Annotated in this window: 14 protein-coding genes; 2 read left to right on the plus strand and 12 right to left on the minus strand. The window is 44.5% G+C overall.

The window, feature by feature from the left end; all coding sequences use genetic code 11:
* Positions 1-15: 15 nt before the first annotated feature.
* The gene (gene bacD, locus BA81_RS06755; RefSeq protein ID WP_034281273.1) at positions 16-1,437 is read left to right on the plus strand and encodes an alanine--anticapsin ligase; all 1,422 of its coding nucleotides are present in this window, start codon (positions 16-18) and stop codon (positions 1,435-1,437) included.
* A gap of 17 nt (positions 1,438-1,454) precedes the next feature.
* Positions 1,455-2,648, plus strand: a complete 1,194-nt coding sequence (locus BA81_RS06760; protein ID WP_034281455.1) for a pyridoxal phosphate-dependent aminotransferase — start codon at positions 1,455-1,457, stop codon at positions 2,646-2,648.
* A gap of 13 nt (positions 2,649-2,661) precedes the next feature.
* Here BA81_RS06760 and BA81_RS06765 read toward each other — a convergent pair whose 3' ends face one another.
* The 12 genes from BA81_RS06765 to BA81_RS06820 all read right to left on the minus strand — a co-directional run bounded on the left by BA81_RS06765 (position 2,662) and on the right by BA81_RS06820 (position 13,711).
* A complete protein-coding gene (locus tag BA81_RS06765) occupies positions 2,662-3,453 on the minus strand; it encodes an SDR family oxidoreductase (RefSeq protein WP_275937016.1) in 792 nt (263 codons plus the stop codon).
* Positions 3,454-3,557: 104 nt separating this feature from the next.
* Positions 3,558-4,013 (minus strand): dTDP-4-dehydrorhamnose 3,5-epimerase family protein, encoded by a 456-nt coding sequence (locus BA81_RS06770; RefSeq protein ID WP_034281274.1) that lies wholly within the window; start codon positions 4,011-4,013, stop codon positions 3,558-3,560.
* Positions 4,006-4,860 (minus strand): dTDP-4-dehydrorhamnose reductase, encoded by an 855-nt coding sequence (gene rfbD, locus BA81_RS06775; RefSeq protein WP_034281275.1) that lies wholly within the window; start codon positions 4,858-4,860, stop codon positions 4,006-4,008. Before rfbD ends, BA81_RS06770 begins: the two co-directional genes overlap by 8 nt.
* Positions 4,861-4,863: 3 nt before the next feature.
* Positions 4,864-5,829 (minus strand): dTDP-glucose 4,6-dehydratase, encoded by a 966-nt coding sequence (gene rfbB, locus BA81_RS06780; RefSeq protein ID WP_034281276.1) that lies wholly within the window; start codon positions 5,827-5,829, stop codon positions 4,864-4,866.
* Complete coding sequence (locus tag BA81_RS06785) at positions 5,826-6,566, minus strand: sugar phosphate nucleotidyltransferase (RefSeq protein ID WP_034281277.1); 741 nt, start codon at positions 6,564-6,566, stop codon at positions 5,826-5,828. The genes rfbB and BA81_RS06785 overlap by 4 nt, the downstream gene beginning before the upstream one ends.
* Positions 6,567-6,568: 2 nt before the next feature.
* Positions 6,569-7,597: a PseG/SpsG family protein gene (locus BA81_RS06790; RefSeq protein WP_034281278.1), complete on the minus strand. Its 1,029-nt coding sequence runs from the start codon at positions 7,595-7,597 to the stop codon at positions 6,569-6,571.
* The gene (locus tag BA81_RS06795; RefSeq protein ID WP_034281279.1) at positions 7,594-8,334 is read right to left on the minus strand and encodes a cytidylyltransferase domain-containing protein; all 741 of its coding nucleotides are present in this window, start codon (positions 8,332-8,334) and stop codon (positions 7,594-7,596) included. The genes BA81_RS06790 and BA81_RS06795 overlap by 4 nt, the downstream gene beginning before the upstream one ends.
* A complete protein-coding gene (locus BA81_RS06800; protein ID WP_034281280.1) occupies positions 8,324-9,448 on the minus strand; it encodes an N-acetylneuraminate synthase family protein in 1,125 nt (374 codons plus the stop codon). The genes BA81_RS06795 and BA81_RS06800 overlap by 11 nt, the downstream gene beginning before the upstream one ends.
* A gap of 1 nt (position 9,449) precedes the next feature.
* The gene (locus BA81_RS06805; RefSeq protein WP_034281281.1) at positions 9,450-10,325 is read right to left on the minus strand and encodes a GNAT family N-acetyltransferase; all 876 of its coding nucleotides are present in this window, start codon (positions 10,323-10,325) and stop codon (positions 9,450-9,452) included.
* Entirely contained in the window at positions 10,322-11,500 is a 1,179-nt protein-coding gene (locus BA81_RS06810; RefSeq protein WP_034281282.1) for a DegT/DnrJ/EryC1/StrS family aminotransferase, read from the minus strand. The genes BA81_RS06805 and BA81_RS06810 overlap by 4 nt, the downstream gene beginning before the upstream one ends.
* Before the next feature lie 21 nt (positions 11,501-11,521).
* Positions 11,522-12,934, minus strand: coding sequence for a capsular polysaccharide export protein, LipB/KpsS family (locus BA81_RS06815; RefSeq protein ID WP_034281283.1), 1,413 nt, complete (start codon positions 12,932-12,934; stop codon positions 11,522-11,524).
* Positions 12,935-12,940: 6 nt separating this feature from the next.
* Positions 12,941-13,711 (minus strand): glycosyltransferase family 2 protein, encoded by a 771-nt coding sequence (locus tag BA81_RS06820; protein WP_034281457.1) that lies wholly within the window; start codon positions 13,709-13,711, stop codon positions 12,941-12,943.
* Positions 13,712-13,726 lie beyond the last annotated feature (15 nt).

A 13,726-nucleotide genomic window follows, 5' to 3' on the forward strand; every position in this document is an offset into this window, starting at 1 on the left:
AAAGGAGTGCTTTCATTGAGTAAAAAAACCGTACTTGTCATTGCTGACTTAGGAGGATGCCCGCCCCATATGTTTTATGAAAGCGTGGCGGCATCTTATCATATCGTTTCCTATATCCCTAGACCCTTTGCCATTACAAAGGGTCACGCTGAACTAATCGAAAAATACTCCATTGCCGTCATCAAAGATCGTGATTATTTTGAGACACACCCTTCTTTTGAACACCCTGATTCTATTTACTGGGCACATGATGATTATCTGAAATCAGAGGAAGAGGTGGTGGATGACCTAGTCCGTGTGGCTTCCTTTTTCAAAGCTGATGCCATCACCACCAATAATGAATTATTCATTGCACCAATGGCAAAAGCCGCTGAGCGGCTGGGGCTGCGCGGCGCTGGGGTAAAAGCAGCTGAAATGGCACGTGATAAAAGCCAAATGAGAGCTGCATTCAACGCTGCTGGTGTCAAAGCGGTGAAAACTCAGCCTGTCACGACTTTAGCTGATTTCCAGCAAGCTATTGAACAGATCGGGACACCGCTTATTTTAAAGCCTACATATTTAGCAAGCTCCATTGGCGTGACCCTTTTTCACGACAGAGCCGGCAGTGATGATCTCTTTTTAAACGTACAATCCTACTTGCAAACGATTCCCGTCCCAAACGCTGTGACATATGAAGCACCATTTGTCGCTGAAACGTATTTAGAGGGTGCTTACGAGGATTGGTATCAGGAGGGTGGCTATTCTGATTATGTCAGTGTAGAAGGGTTAGTCGTGGAGGGAGAATATATCCCTTTTGTCATACATGACAAGACCCCTCAAATCGGTTTTACAGAAACGGCTCATATTACTCCCTCGATCCTAGACAATGAAGCCCAGCAAATCATTATTGAGGCGGCTAAGAAGGCAAATGAAGGGCTGGGCCTTGAAAACTGTGCGACCCATACAGAGATCAAGCTCATGAAAAATCGAGAAGCAGGACTGATCGAATCCGCAGCTAGATTTGCTGGCTGGAATATGATTCCGAATATCAAAAAAGTGTTTGGGGTGGATATGGCCAAGCTGCTGATCGATGTATTAGTCGATGGAAAAAAAGCGGAGCTGCCAAAAGAGCTGCTTTCTGGACATACGCATTATATAGCAGACTGCCATTTATACCCTCAGCATTTCAAAGAAAGCGGACACATACCGGCAGAGGCCACACACATCACCATTGATCATATCCATATTCCGAAGGATGCTTTAGTTGGAGATACTGTGATCGTCAGTGAATCCGTTCCATCCAAAGGCACCTTTGTGGATCTATCTTTATTTGAAGCCTTTAACGGCATCGTGTCGCTTGAATTAAAAGGGTCATCCTCACAGGATGTTGCCGCATCCATCCGCAACTTACAGAAGCAAGCTGCTATTCAGTTAATGGATGAATTAGTGAAGGGATAGAAAGAGAGGGTAACGTGGTGGAGATCTTACCATCTAACATAATTGAACGGCTGCCAGAACAGAAATTTGGAACCGTATTTGAGAAAATTGCGCAAAAAGCACAAAACGGAGCGAACATCATAAACCTTGGTCAGGGAAATCCCGATCTTCCTACTCCTGCACATATCGTAAGCGCCCTTCAAGAGGCGGCAGGCACTTTGCAATTTCAGCAATATGCACCTTTCAGAGGCTTCGACTTTTTCAAGCAAGCCATTGCAGATTTCTACAAAAAGGAGTTCGGCCATGAGATAGACCCACAGAAAGAGGTTGCTCTTTTCAATGGAGGGAAAACAGGCCTTTATGTCATGAGTCAGTGTCTGCTTGACCCTGGGGACGTTGCCCTCGTCCCCGATCCAGGATACCCAGAATATCATTCTGGGATCTTGATGGCAGACGCAAAGCCCTACTGCATCAAACTTGAATCGAAAAATGGCTATTTGCCGAATCTCTCTTCAATTGATCCGGAGGTACTCAAAAAGGCAAAGGTTCTTTTCTTAAATTATCCGAATAACCCAACAGGTGCTGTGGCAAATGATGCATTTTTTGAAGAGGCTGCTGATTTTGCATCAGCTCACGGACTGCATGTCATTCATGATTTTGCCTATGGTTCATTTCATTATGAACAAAAACCCGTAAGCTTTCTGAACGCTCCTCTTGGGAAAAGCGTAGGAGTGGAATTATATTCTCTATCCAAAACATTTAATATGGCAGGGTGGAGAGTCGCTTTTGCTGTAGGTAATGAGGACATCATCCAAGCCATTAACGCCTTCCAAGATCATGTGTTTGTCAGTATGTATGGCGGATTTCAACAAGCTGCAACTGTCGCCTTGCAAAGTGATGACCGTCACATACAATCATTAAAAGAGGTCTACCTTGAACGAATTCACTTTTTCATCCGTCAGGCAGAAAAGCAGCTAGGATGGTCCATCGAACGTCCAGCTGGCGCCTTTTATTTATGGGCTCCAATCCCTGATGATTTTGAACATTCTCATGCATTTGCTGACTATTTACTCGAACATACTGATGTCGTTGTCACGCCGGGGGGTGTGTTTGGAGCACATGGAAGCCGTCATGTCCGCATCTCAATGGTTGCTCCAATTGAACAGCTTGCCCTGTTTATCGACCGGCTTCGCATCCTTCCAATTCGCTTTAATCAAAAAACCCGCATATAGCGGGTTTTTGATGTCATATACTTTTCATCGAACCACCATCGACGGATATTTGTTGTCCTGTAAGATAGGAGGCTTCCTCTGATGCGATAAAAGCGGCCAATGAAGCCATTTCACTCGCTGACCCCACTCTTTTCATTGGAATTCCTGACGCTACAGCCTGTTCAGCTTCTTCCCGCGAAAATGCCTGTTTACGCATCATGTTTCCGATAAATTGTTCATACCGATCTGTAGCTATAAATCCCGGGTTTAAACAATTCACTGTGATCCCTGAAGGTGCAAGCTGTGTGGCAGCATTTTTACTAGCATTGATAATCGCTGCATTCATCATACTGTTCGTAAACATTTGGTCGCCAGGTTCCTTCCATAGGTTCCCGACAATTTGAATGATCCGGCCATACTCATGTCGTTTCATCATCGCTGCCGCACGCTTCATCGTATCAATGTACGCAAGGGCTTTTTGAGAAAATACTGCCATCATCTGCTCGCTGTCACACGAATCAAAGGTATCCGGCTTCCCCCCTGGAATGTTATTAATCAACACATCCAGTCTGCCAAACTCTTTTTCTATTTTCGTAAAAGCCTCAGCCCTCACTCCTTCATCTGACATGTCCCCACAGAAAAGAGCCACCGGCTCCTTTGTTTCTGCCATACGCCCAATGTGCTGCTGCGCTTCTTCTAGTGAGGATTGATTTCTAGAATTGATGATGATCTTTACATTGTCTTGAGCGGCAAGCTTTACGGCGATGGCCTTTCCAATCCCTGTACTTGCTCCTGTTACAAACGCAATTCTTTTAGACAAACTCATCCACATCCCTTTTCTTATCAGCTTAGTACATATACATAAAATGACACATATAGAATGTATTTCAACAAAAAAAGACCTTTCTCCTGCGAAAGGCCCCCCGTTCTCTATTTAAATGTCGTTTCCCAATTAAACCCGATCGTTTCGTCATTCCAGGCGATTCGCTTTTCATCTGGGTTATTCGGGTCATACGATTCTGTTGTGAAATACACAATTTGCAGCGGCGTCTCACCTAGTACACGATAGCCATGCGCGACACCCTTTGGGATAAGAAGCAGCATCGGATTGTCTTCCCCCATATAATACACATCGGTTTGCCCCTTTGTGGGAGAGTCCTCACGCAAATCATATAACACGACCTGTGCATGACCTGCGGGGAAGAACCAAACGTCGTCTTGTTTTTCATGATAATGAAAGGCTTTGATCACGCCTGGAAAGCTTTTCGACCATGACGCCTGCCCAAAGCGTTTCAGCATCGGTTCATCATCTCGAATGAGCTCTGCAAAAAAGCCGCGGTCATCACAATGTTTCATAAGTTTTTTCGTTTGAACACCATCAATCATGCTGTTGCCATCTCCCTTCTTTCTGCAAATATTCGTAAAGTGCATCCTTCCAATGCCTCGGCTGCCAGCCTGTGGCTTCAATCGCTTGAAGATCTAAGACAGAATAGGCTGGGCGAGGCGTTTGGAAGCCGTACTCTTCCGTGGAAATCGGCTCAATTGTGGCGGACAGTCCGCTTTTCATCACAATTTCTGACGCAAAATCAAACCAGGAACAGCTTTCTCGATTACTGACATGATACACGCCTGCCTTCTGATCAAACAAATGAATCAAGGCCTCAGCTGCATCCTTTGTATAAGTAGGAGACCCTATTTGATCGTTCACAATGCGCAAATGATCCTTCGTTTCAGCGAGCCGAAGAATGGTATTCACAAAGTTATGCCCCTCATGTCCATAAAGCCACGAGGTACGAATGATTTTCACTTCATCTGACACAAGCTGAATCAATTCCTCACCAAGCTTTTTACTCTTTCCATAAATGGTTTGAGGATCTGCTTGTGCATCGATTTGGTAAGGGGTGTCCGCCTGCCCGTCAAACACATAATCTGTACTGACATGTAACACATCAGCGCCTGCGCGCTTTGCTTCCAGGGCTGTATAGTAGGCGCCAATGCCATTCACAAGATACGCCTTTTCGGTTTCTGTTTCACATTGATCAACAGATGTATAGGCTGCTGCACTGACAACAATATCAGGCTGATAGTGTCTCATCGCATGTCTAACTGCCTGCTGGTCTGTGATATTGAGCATGTTCCTCGTTAAGGCAATGACGGTCATGTCTTTTTCTTTGAGCTGTCTGCTCAATTCTTTCCCTAATTGGCCGCCTGCACCGGTGATTAAAACTTTCATCCGTCACCCTTCTTCGCTCTGATCGTATTTGGTTCGATACCAATTGATCGTTTTTTCGATACCTTCTTCAAATGACGTCTCCTGCGTCCAGCCGAGCTCGCCTTTTAGCTTACTTGCATCAATGGCATACCGTCTGTCATGTCCTTTTCGGTCTTGAATAAACGCAATTTGATCATGACTGATTCCAAGCTGCGATAGAATCGTTTTGGTTAAATCAAGATTTGTTTTCTCATTGCCGCCGCCAATATTGTATACCTGCCCGGCTGTGCCGTTTTCGAGCACCTTCTTCACAGCTCTCGCATGGTCTTCTACATACAGCCAATCGCGAATTTGCTGGCCGTCTCCATAAATCGGGATTTTCTCTCCATTGACTGCTTTTCTAATAATGGTCGGTATTAATTTTTCCTCATGCTGATACGGTCCGTAATTGTTGCTGCATCGTGTAATCATCGCGGGTAATTGGTAAGTGTGGATAAAGGATTTTACAAGCAGGTCTGAACTCGCCTTGCTTGCTGAATAAGGATTGTTCGGTGAGAGTGGTGTTTGTTCTGTGAAAGCAGGATCATCTGGCTCCAAATCTCCATATACTTCATCTGTTGAAATATGAATGAGCTTTTTCGCCTTTCCTTTTAAAACAGCTTCAAGCATACGATACGTTCCAAAGACATTTGTTTGAATAAAAGGCTCTGCCGATTCAATGCTGCGATCAACATGCGATTCTGCCGCAAAATGAATGATCGCATCATAGACTTCATCAAATACTTGATCCAGCTCATGCTGAAGGGTAATATCTCCTTGAATAAACCGAAAATGAGACAACTTTAATAATTCATCCATCTCGTCTGGATGACTGGCATATGTTAATTTATCAAAAACGGTGAGCCTGACATTTGTATCCTGAAGCAGCAGCTTCACAAAATTCAGTCCGATAAAACCCGCTCCGCCTGTAATTAAATAAGACTTCGTCATTCGGATCCCTCTTTTTTCTTCATCGTTTCAAACATTTTCGCAGATGCTTCGTGGAGAGATTCATGCGTTCCTGCATCAATCCACCACCCTTTTAACATATCATAGGTCAGCTGGCTATTTGAGATATAGAGATTGTTCACGTCTGTAATCTCTAATTCGCCTCGATCTGACGGCGAGATTCTCTCAATATATTGAAAAACTTCTTGATCATAAAAATAGATGCCCGTGACGCAGTAGGATGAGCGCGGATGCTCCGGCTTTTCCTCTATTGATAAAATCTGTTGACGGGCAGCATCAATTTCTGCAATGCCAAATCGCTTTGGATCTGCCACTTCTTTCAACAGAACCTTGGCTCCTCTATCTTGCTGCTGAAAAGCTTCAACAAAAGGGTTTAGCGAATCCTCAAATACATTATCACCAAGCATCAGCACAAATTTTTCCTCTTCTACAAAGGGCTTTGCATAGGATAAGCCGTCTGATATCCCAGACGCTTCAGGCTGTACCTGATATACGATGTTCATCTCCAATTCCTGATCGCTTTCAAGCAGCTTTTGAAACAACGGGATTTGTTCTTCTTGTGATATGACCATCACATCTAAAATCCCTGCTTCCTTCAATTTGAACAATGACCAATAAATCATTGGATATGGACCAACCGGCAATAAATGTTTATTGAAAATCTTCGTTAAAGGCGCCAGTCGTGATCCCTTTCCTCCTGCTAAAATAACTCCCTTCACATCTACACATCCTTATAGTCTTTTTGGTGATGATTCATGAGGTGTATAAGAATGTTTTTCACTCGTTCAATTCCTTTTCCATCAATGAGTGTCCGTCCATTAAGATGGATGCTCCTGCGGAGAAAGTAGCTGCTGGACAGTCTTTCCACAGCACACCATATATCTTTTTCATCCACAAGTTCACCTAATCCAAGATGGTGGCACGCTCCCTTTTGTGCAAAACGAGCGGCTGTCACTGCTTGATGGTCGACTTGTGAAAGAACAATACTGGGCACTCCGATACAAACTGCCTCGTATAATGTCATCCCGCCAGCAACTATTGCCAGATCAGCTTCCGAGAGACGCGCAGGTAATTGATCTGTATGACGAATGAATTGAATATGCTCAGCCTCTATTTGTTCTTCAATGCGGGAGGCTTTTCCTGTAACCGCTAAAATGTGTAAGTGGTCCGCTTCGAGGATTGCTGATACAGTCTTTAATAACAATCCACGCGGGTCACTGCCCCCAAGGCTGATGACCACCTTTTTGCATTCTTTTCGAACCTCATATGTGTCTTTTAATCGGCTTATCTCTTGATCTAACAATAAATAAGGTGTTCCATAAAAATATTCTGTCCCATCTACTTGCATGTACTTTTCGTCCAGACCGCCATAAATGCCGTTCACGACAGCATCGGCAAGCTGACAAGCTTCTGCTCTTATTTCTTCAAATAAAACCAGCCTTGCAGAGCCGGAGGACGCTTTGATCAATCGAAGAAATTGGAGGTCACAATCAAGTACATCAATCAGCAGAAGATCTGGATTCAGCTCTTTTATGTCCTGCTCCATCTGAAGGAATGCCTTCGACTCCTGCACCAAATGAACGTGCCAATCTGGACCTGAGAGCATTTCTACACAGATCTGTTCATTTGTATAGAAAGATATGTCGTTTCCTTCTTGAAGCAGTTGATTTGCCAGCCGTTTCATTCTGACGACATGACCCATCCCTCTTAAAAACCCACCATACACAACAATCATGATTTTCTTGTTCATTCAGCATCCTTCTGTTTCACAAATTGATTCAGCCGAACAATATCAGGGTCTTGTTCGCAAATGGTGATGAGTTCAGCCGTAGGCACAGCAATGGAGCCGTTTGCTTTCTCTAGTAAACGGGTCGCAAACACATAATCTTCTTCTGTATCAATCGTGAATCGATAAGCAGGATATGCAAGTTCTTTGGGCGGTGTGAATAATTGCAGGTAAAATTGCTCAGGATGCTTTCTGATATAGAGCGTGACATGCTCACGCTCTGGCTGCGTAAGGGGAAAATTGTCGATTTCACTTAAAATCTGTGCGTCGATCATTTCCCCGGAAATACCGAGTGGCGTTCCAGCCGTATACGTGTAATCAGCCTTCTCTTGTCTATGTTTTTCAAGCATTTTCGACAAAAGGACTGGATCTATAAATGGGTTATCTCCTGTTAAACGCACAATGGTTTGCGGTTCAAAATGACGGAAAATCTGCGCAAATCGCTGCAGTACATCCGCCTCACTGCCACGAAATACTTTATAGCCCTTTGATAAACAATAATGAGCCAGCAGATCATCTTCTGCCTCAACTGTTGTGGCGATCATGAGGTTCTGCGTTTTGTGATTGTAATGATCTGATTGCTTTACTCGTTCAACAATCAGGTCGATCAGCGCCATACCGCCGATCGGTTTCATCACCTTTTTTGGCAGCCTTGTTGAGCCCATTCTCGCCTGTATGACAAAAAGGACATCATTGATCATTTGGCGTCTCCTGCATGAGTACATCTTTCCACGAAACCCCTGTATGGGCTGGGATATCTCTGACAGCCTTTGCGCCAAGTAAAATCGCCATATACCGCGGATGCAGACCTTGGCTTTTTTGTCCTGGACGTAACACGGCTAGATTTTCTGCGGTCAATGTCTCGCCTTTCGCAATGCCTTTTGTCGTAAAAATGCCTCGATACGCAAATTCACGAATCTTGCCTTCAATAGCTGTTGTCGTTTTATAAGAACTGCCAAGGAGCTCTTCTGGCACTGAATGAGTGTCAGCTTCTGTTAGATTCCGCTGCTTTTCTGCCGCTCGAATATGCTGAACCATTTCCTTCAATTCTTCAGGATCAAGAGCAAAGGAATGATCAGCCCCAGGTAACGTTTTATCGACTGTAAAGTGCTTTTCAATGATTGCTGCCCCAAGCTTCACAGCGGCCACAGGCGCTTCAGTTGGATGCTCACTATGATCAGAAAAGCCAATGACTGCCTCGGGAAATGCCGCAGCTAAGGTTTGAAGCACGCGGAGATTCGTGTAAGCTCTAGGTGCTGGATACTTTGCTACGCAATGCATGATAGCGACCTGCTGATTGTGCTCGCTTGTAATCGCCTCATATGCTTCATGGACATCCGAAATCGTTGCCCCGGCTGTTGAGAATATGATGGGCTTTTGAAAAGATGCCGTGTGACGCATAAGAGGCAAATGATTGATTTCATAGGATGCCAGCTTGAAAGCCGGCGGATCGGTTTGATTCAATAGATCCGCAGATTCTTCGTCACACACTGTGCTTAAAAATATCAGCCCTTTTTCCGCGCAACGTGACAATAACACCGGGAGCCATTCTGGCGGCAGCTCCATTTGTTCCACTAAAGAAAAAATAGACACCTCTTCCCCTTTGGCTGTTTCGTACAAACCCGGTTCCTTTTGATACATCCGATCAGCTTGAAACATTTGAAACTTCACCGCATCGGCACCTGCTTCCTTTGCCACATCAATTAAAGCAAGCGCCTGATCCAGCTTTCCATCATGGTTAATGCCTGCCTCTGCAATGATAAAGACAGGCGCGCCATCCCCTACTTTGCGATCTCCGATATAGAAATGCGCCATCTTACCTCTCTCCTTTTTTCGGCCACACATGGTAATACAAGAAGGCATTTTTTGTTCTAAAGCCCAGCTTTTCGTACAGTTGAATCGCGGTTGTGTTATGCATCTGAGTTCCGGCAGACATAAACCGATGCCCTCTCTCATGAGAGGCGTTAATCATCGCCATCACGAGCTTTCTCCCGATCCCTTTTCCTTGTGCATCCGCTCTAATGGACAATAAATCAAGTACCAGTTCATCGCCCTTTGTCACCCCTTGAATCAAACCAATGACTTCATCGTTCACCTTTGCTGCGAGATTGATATCTGCACGTCCGAGTAAATTGTTTCTCATCCATTCCTGAAAGAAATGCTGGACGGCATTCTGATCTAAAAAAGGATCAAGTGCATACCGGCTTTTCACAAACGCCTGATGAGCAAGTGACACCGCCTCATCGTAATCCTTTTCATCCGGCAGACTGATGACCACATCTTCACCTGTAGATGGCATCTCCATTTGAACAGGCGGCGCCTCAAGACGAGTGAGACCGCCCACATAGTACACATGTGACAGCCTTTGGACGATGCGGTTTTTTTCAAGATCAGACGCTTCAAGACGTAAAAAGAAAAAATCGCATTTTTCTGTTCTCATCCAATTGATGAAACGCTCCATCAATTCTTGAAAAGCAGACGCTGACTCCGCTTCGACAAACTTCACATGAAAAATATGCTGATGAAAAATGCCGCTTTCCCATTTTGACCATTCATATAGCAGGACTGCCTTTAGCTGTGCGCCATTAACAAGAGCGAACTGCTTGAAGCCGTTCATTTGTTCCGCTTGTTGACCGTATTTCTCCAGCCAAGCAGCCAGCACCTGATCATCTACAGCATGAACGACCTTCATGATAATGCCTTCTGTTCTTTTAAAATAGACAACACCGCTGTGATAACATCCTGCACATCTTCATCTGTCATACTTGGATAGAGCGGCAGTGAGAGCGTCTGCTTGTAGTATGCAAGTGACTCAGGAAAATCCTCCGGTGAATAGTGATATGTTTCTTGATAGTATGGATGCAAGTGAACAGGGATAAAGTGAACACTCGTGCCGATTTTATATTCCTTTTGCAGCTGATCAATCAGTTCATCACGCGTGATAAATGCTTCTTTTGGATTCACTTGCAGTACATACAAATGCCATGCATGTCTTCCTTCTTGATGCACAGGCGGCAGGATCAGACCCGCTTCTTTTTGAAAAGCCTGATTGTATGCTTTTGCAATCTGTTCTCTCCGCGCCTGCATGTCATCTAGTCGGCTTAGTTGAACAAGCCCTAACGATGCCTGCACGTCAAACATGTTCATTTTATAGCCTGGTTCCTCGACCTCGTAATACCACGTTCCTTTTTCTCCATAACGATTCCACGCTCCCTTGCTCATCCCATGGAGCGCTAGTCTTCTAATCCGAGCCGCAAGCGCATCATCATTTGTTGTCAGCATGCCGCCTTCACCAGTCGCTAGGTTTTTCGTTGCATAAAAGCTAAAAGCGGTCGCATCACCAATGGATCCAACGGGCTGACCGTGGTACGTTGTGTAAAGAGCGTGGGCAGCATCTTCAAGTACAAATAGATCATACTTTTTGGCAATGGCTAAAATCCGGTCCATATCGCACGATTGACCGGCAAAGTGAACAGGAACAATTGCTTTTGTGTGTGGTGTAATCGCCGCTTCTAGTTTCTCTGCATCAAGGTTGAGTGTCGCTGGATCAATATCGACAAATACAGGCGCTGCTCCCGTATGGATAATCGTATTGGCTGTTGCGCAGAATGTCAGAGGGGTTGTAATCACCTCATCCCCAGCCCTAATCCCTCTTGCCTTTAACGCTAAAAATAAAGCAGCCGTACATGAATTGACAGCGATCGCATGTTTTGCACCTGTCAGCTGCTGAAATTCTTCTTCAAACTGTCTTACTTTTGGTCCAGTTGACAGCCAGCCGGACTTTAATGTTCCAATGACTTCATCAATTTCTTCCTGCTGAATGAAAGGCAGAGCATAAGGAAGAAATTGTGCTCTCTTTTTTCCCATATCACTTGCACACCCCTATCTTCATCTCTGAAAATCCACACCGGTTTTTGTTTTGAGCAGAGAAAGCAGAACATCGATAGATCGCGCATGCGGATAATGTTGTTTAATGAACTGAGCTCCTTGCTGCTTTGCCAGTTTCATCTCTTGTTCATCCGACAAAATACGAATGGCTTTCTCAGCTAGTTCAACAGGGTTTTCCATATGATAGCTGCCAAGCGACTCGTAATATGGGTATCTTCTGCCTTCTGTCATTTTCCCGATCAGCACACTCTTTTCAAAAAGCATGGCTTCAAGACCAACTGTTGATGTGAGCGTAATCACGATATCCACATATGGCAGCAAGTCATACAGGTCAATTTCTTTTTTAATCAATTTCACATGATTTCCCGCTCGTTCAATAGTCACATAGTCATTTAATCGATTTCGAGCAATTTCCCAAGGATGCGGCTTCATAATCAGCTGAATGTCTTTCCGTTTGGCGATCGTTTTAAGAACATCGCCATAAAAGGCTTCAGAAAACGGCTGCGTTGCCACAAGCACGGTCTTTTTAGCCGGACTGAAGTTCAATTTACGAAAAATGAGATCCTGTTGAAGCGGCGTTCGCTCCTTCACCAAATCAAACCTCGGATGACCTGTGATTTCTACCTGTTCCGGCTGACAGCCTTTGTCTACATACCAGTCCTTTTCATACTTTCCAAACACCCCATGGCAAGTCGTGAAAATCGGTAAAAAGGCTTCGTCTCCCATAAGCGCGCCGTGCTGAAGACAGATACTCGTAAGCTGGCGTTTCACTGTTTGCAAAGCGAGTACGCGGCTGTAGACATCCTCTGTCGTTCCAACAATAACAGCTGCAATCGGCTGCATTTGAAATAGCATTTCTATTTGGTCAATGACATCAATAAATTGCACAATGTCCTTCCGCAGCTTTCCTCTAAAAAAGACATTGCCAAAGACAGGGTGGTGAGCGTAAGGTTTAAGGAGAGCATTTGCTTTTTCAATATATTCAGCGTGGGCTTCTTTATTAACCTCTCCGGCTAATTCCGGCTTACTGATCACGGGTAATCCGTAATAATCCGCCTTCTTCCAGCGAGCGAGCACCACCGTTTGGTTTGGATGGAACCGCGTGTAATTTTGTTCCGTAAAACGCAGGTGTTCAAAGTGAAGCAATACCTTTCCATTCGCCGGACGATAAGCCACACGCTTGATCTGCTGTTTATGCTGATCAAAAAATGGCTGAATCTCTTCCGGTAATGGACAAGCGGTTGTCAGTTCTTGACCGAATGCTTCATCTTCCATGCGTTCCCTCACTTCAGGACTGATATATTGATAAAAATTACTGATCAACCCAAGAGGAATTTGCTTGTAGGACAAATCCTTCATCAGATTCACATACTCAAAGTACACCTGCCAATAATGATGAATATAGTGCGACACTTCAGGTCACCTCCCATGTTTTTGTTTTAATATACTGCGAAGCTCCCAGCAGGTAGACTGCTCGGGAAGTGCTTGAATAAAGGCACTTTTCTCTTCTTCTGCCAGCTGATAATGAATGGACTGTTCTGTGATGTAATTTGTATCTAATATTTCATCAAAGGGATAGAACGGATAAAAATGATTTAACCGAAAAAAGAAACGGGCATCCCCTATCCGATAAAAATGCGGACTCTCGTCCCAGTAAGACCCAAATTCAGCATGAATTTTTGATAAAATGGATGCACGATGTACGACCGAGCAATGATCTATGGCACAGGGGGCATTCCATTGCACTGTTTGCGCCGGCCGAATCGTTTCCTTCACTGGCTCTTTTTTGCTATTTAAATAGATCACTTTAGAACTAGAATAGACAATCTCTTTACCTGGATGGGCATCTAGATAATGAGTGAGCTTCTCTAAACGGTCCGGGGCGTAGACATTGTCATCTGTGGCATAGGAAATATACTCGCCCTTTGCCAGTTCTAATGCTTGATTAATCAGCACGGCGTAGCGAGTTTTCGCTGTTCTCTCTTCCAGCGTTTTGACACCGCTTTGGATAAAGTGAACGCGGGGATCTTTGCGAAACGGTTCAATAGCAGCAAGGGTTTTTTCGTTTGATCCATCATCCATGATAAAAAGTTCAAAGTCTGACAGCGTCTGCTGCAGGACCGCTTCAATCGATTTGCCGACGTAAGCCGCCTTGTTGTAGCTCGTCATAATGACAGTTACTTTTGTCAAAGTTTTCACCTCGGT

It is taken from the genome of Bacillus safensis FO-36b (assembly GCF_000691165.1).
GTDB classification, from domain to species: Bacteria; Bacillota; Bacilli; order Bacillales; family Bacillaceae; genus Bacillus; species Bacillus safensis.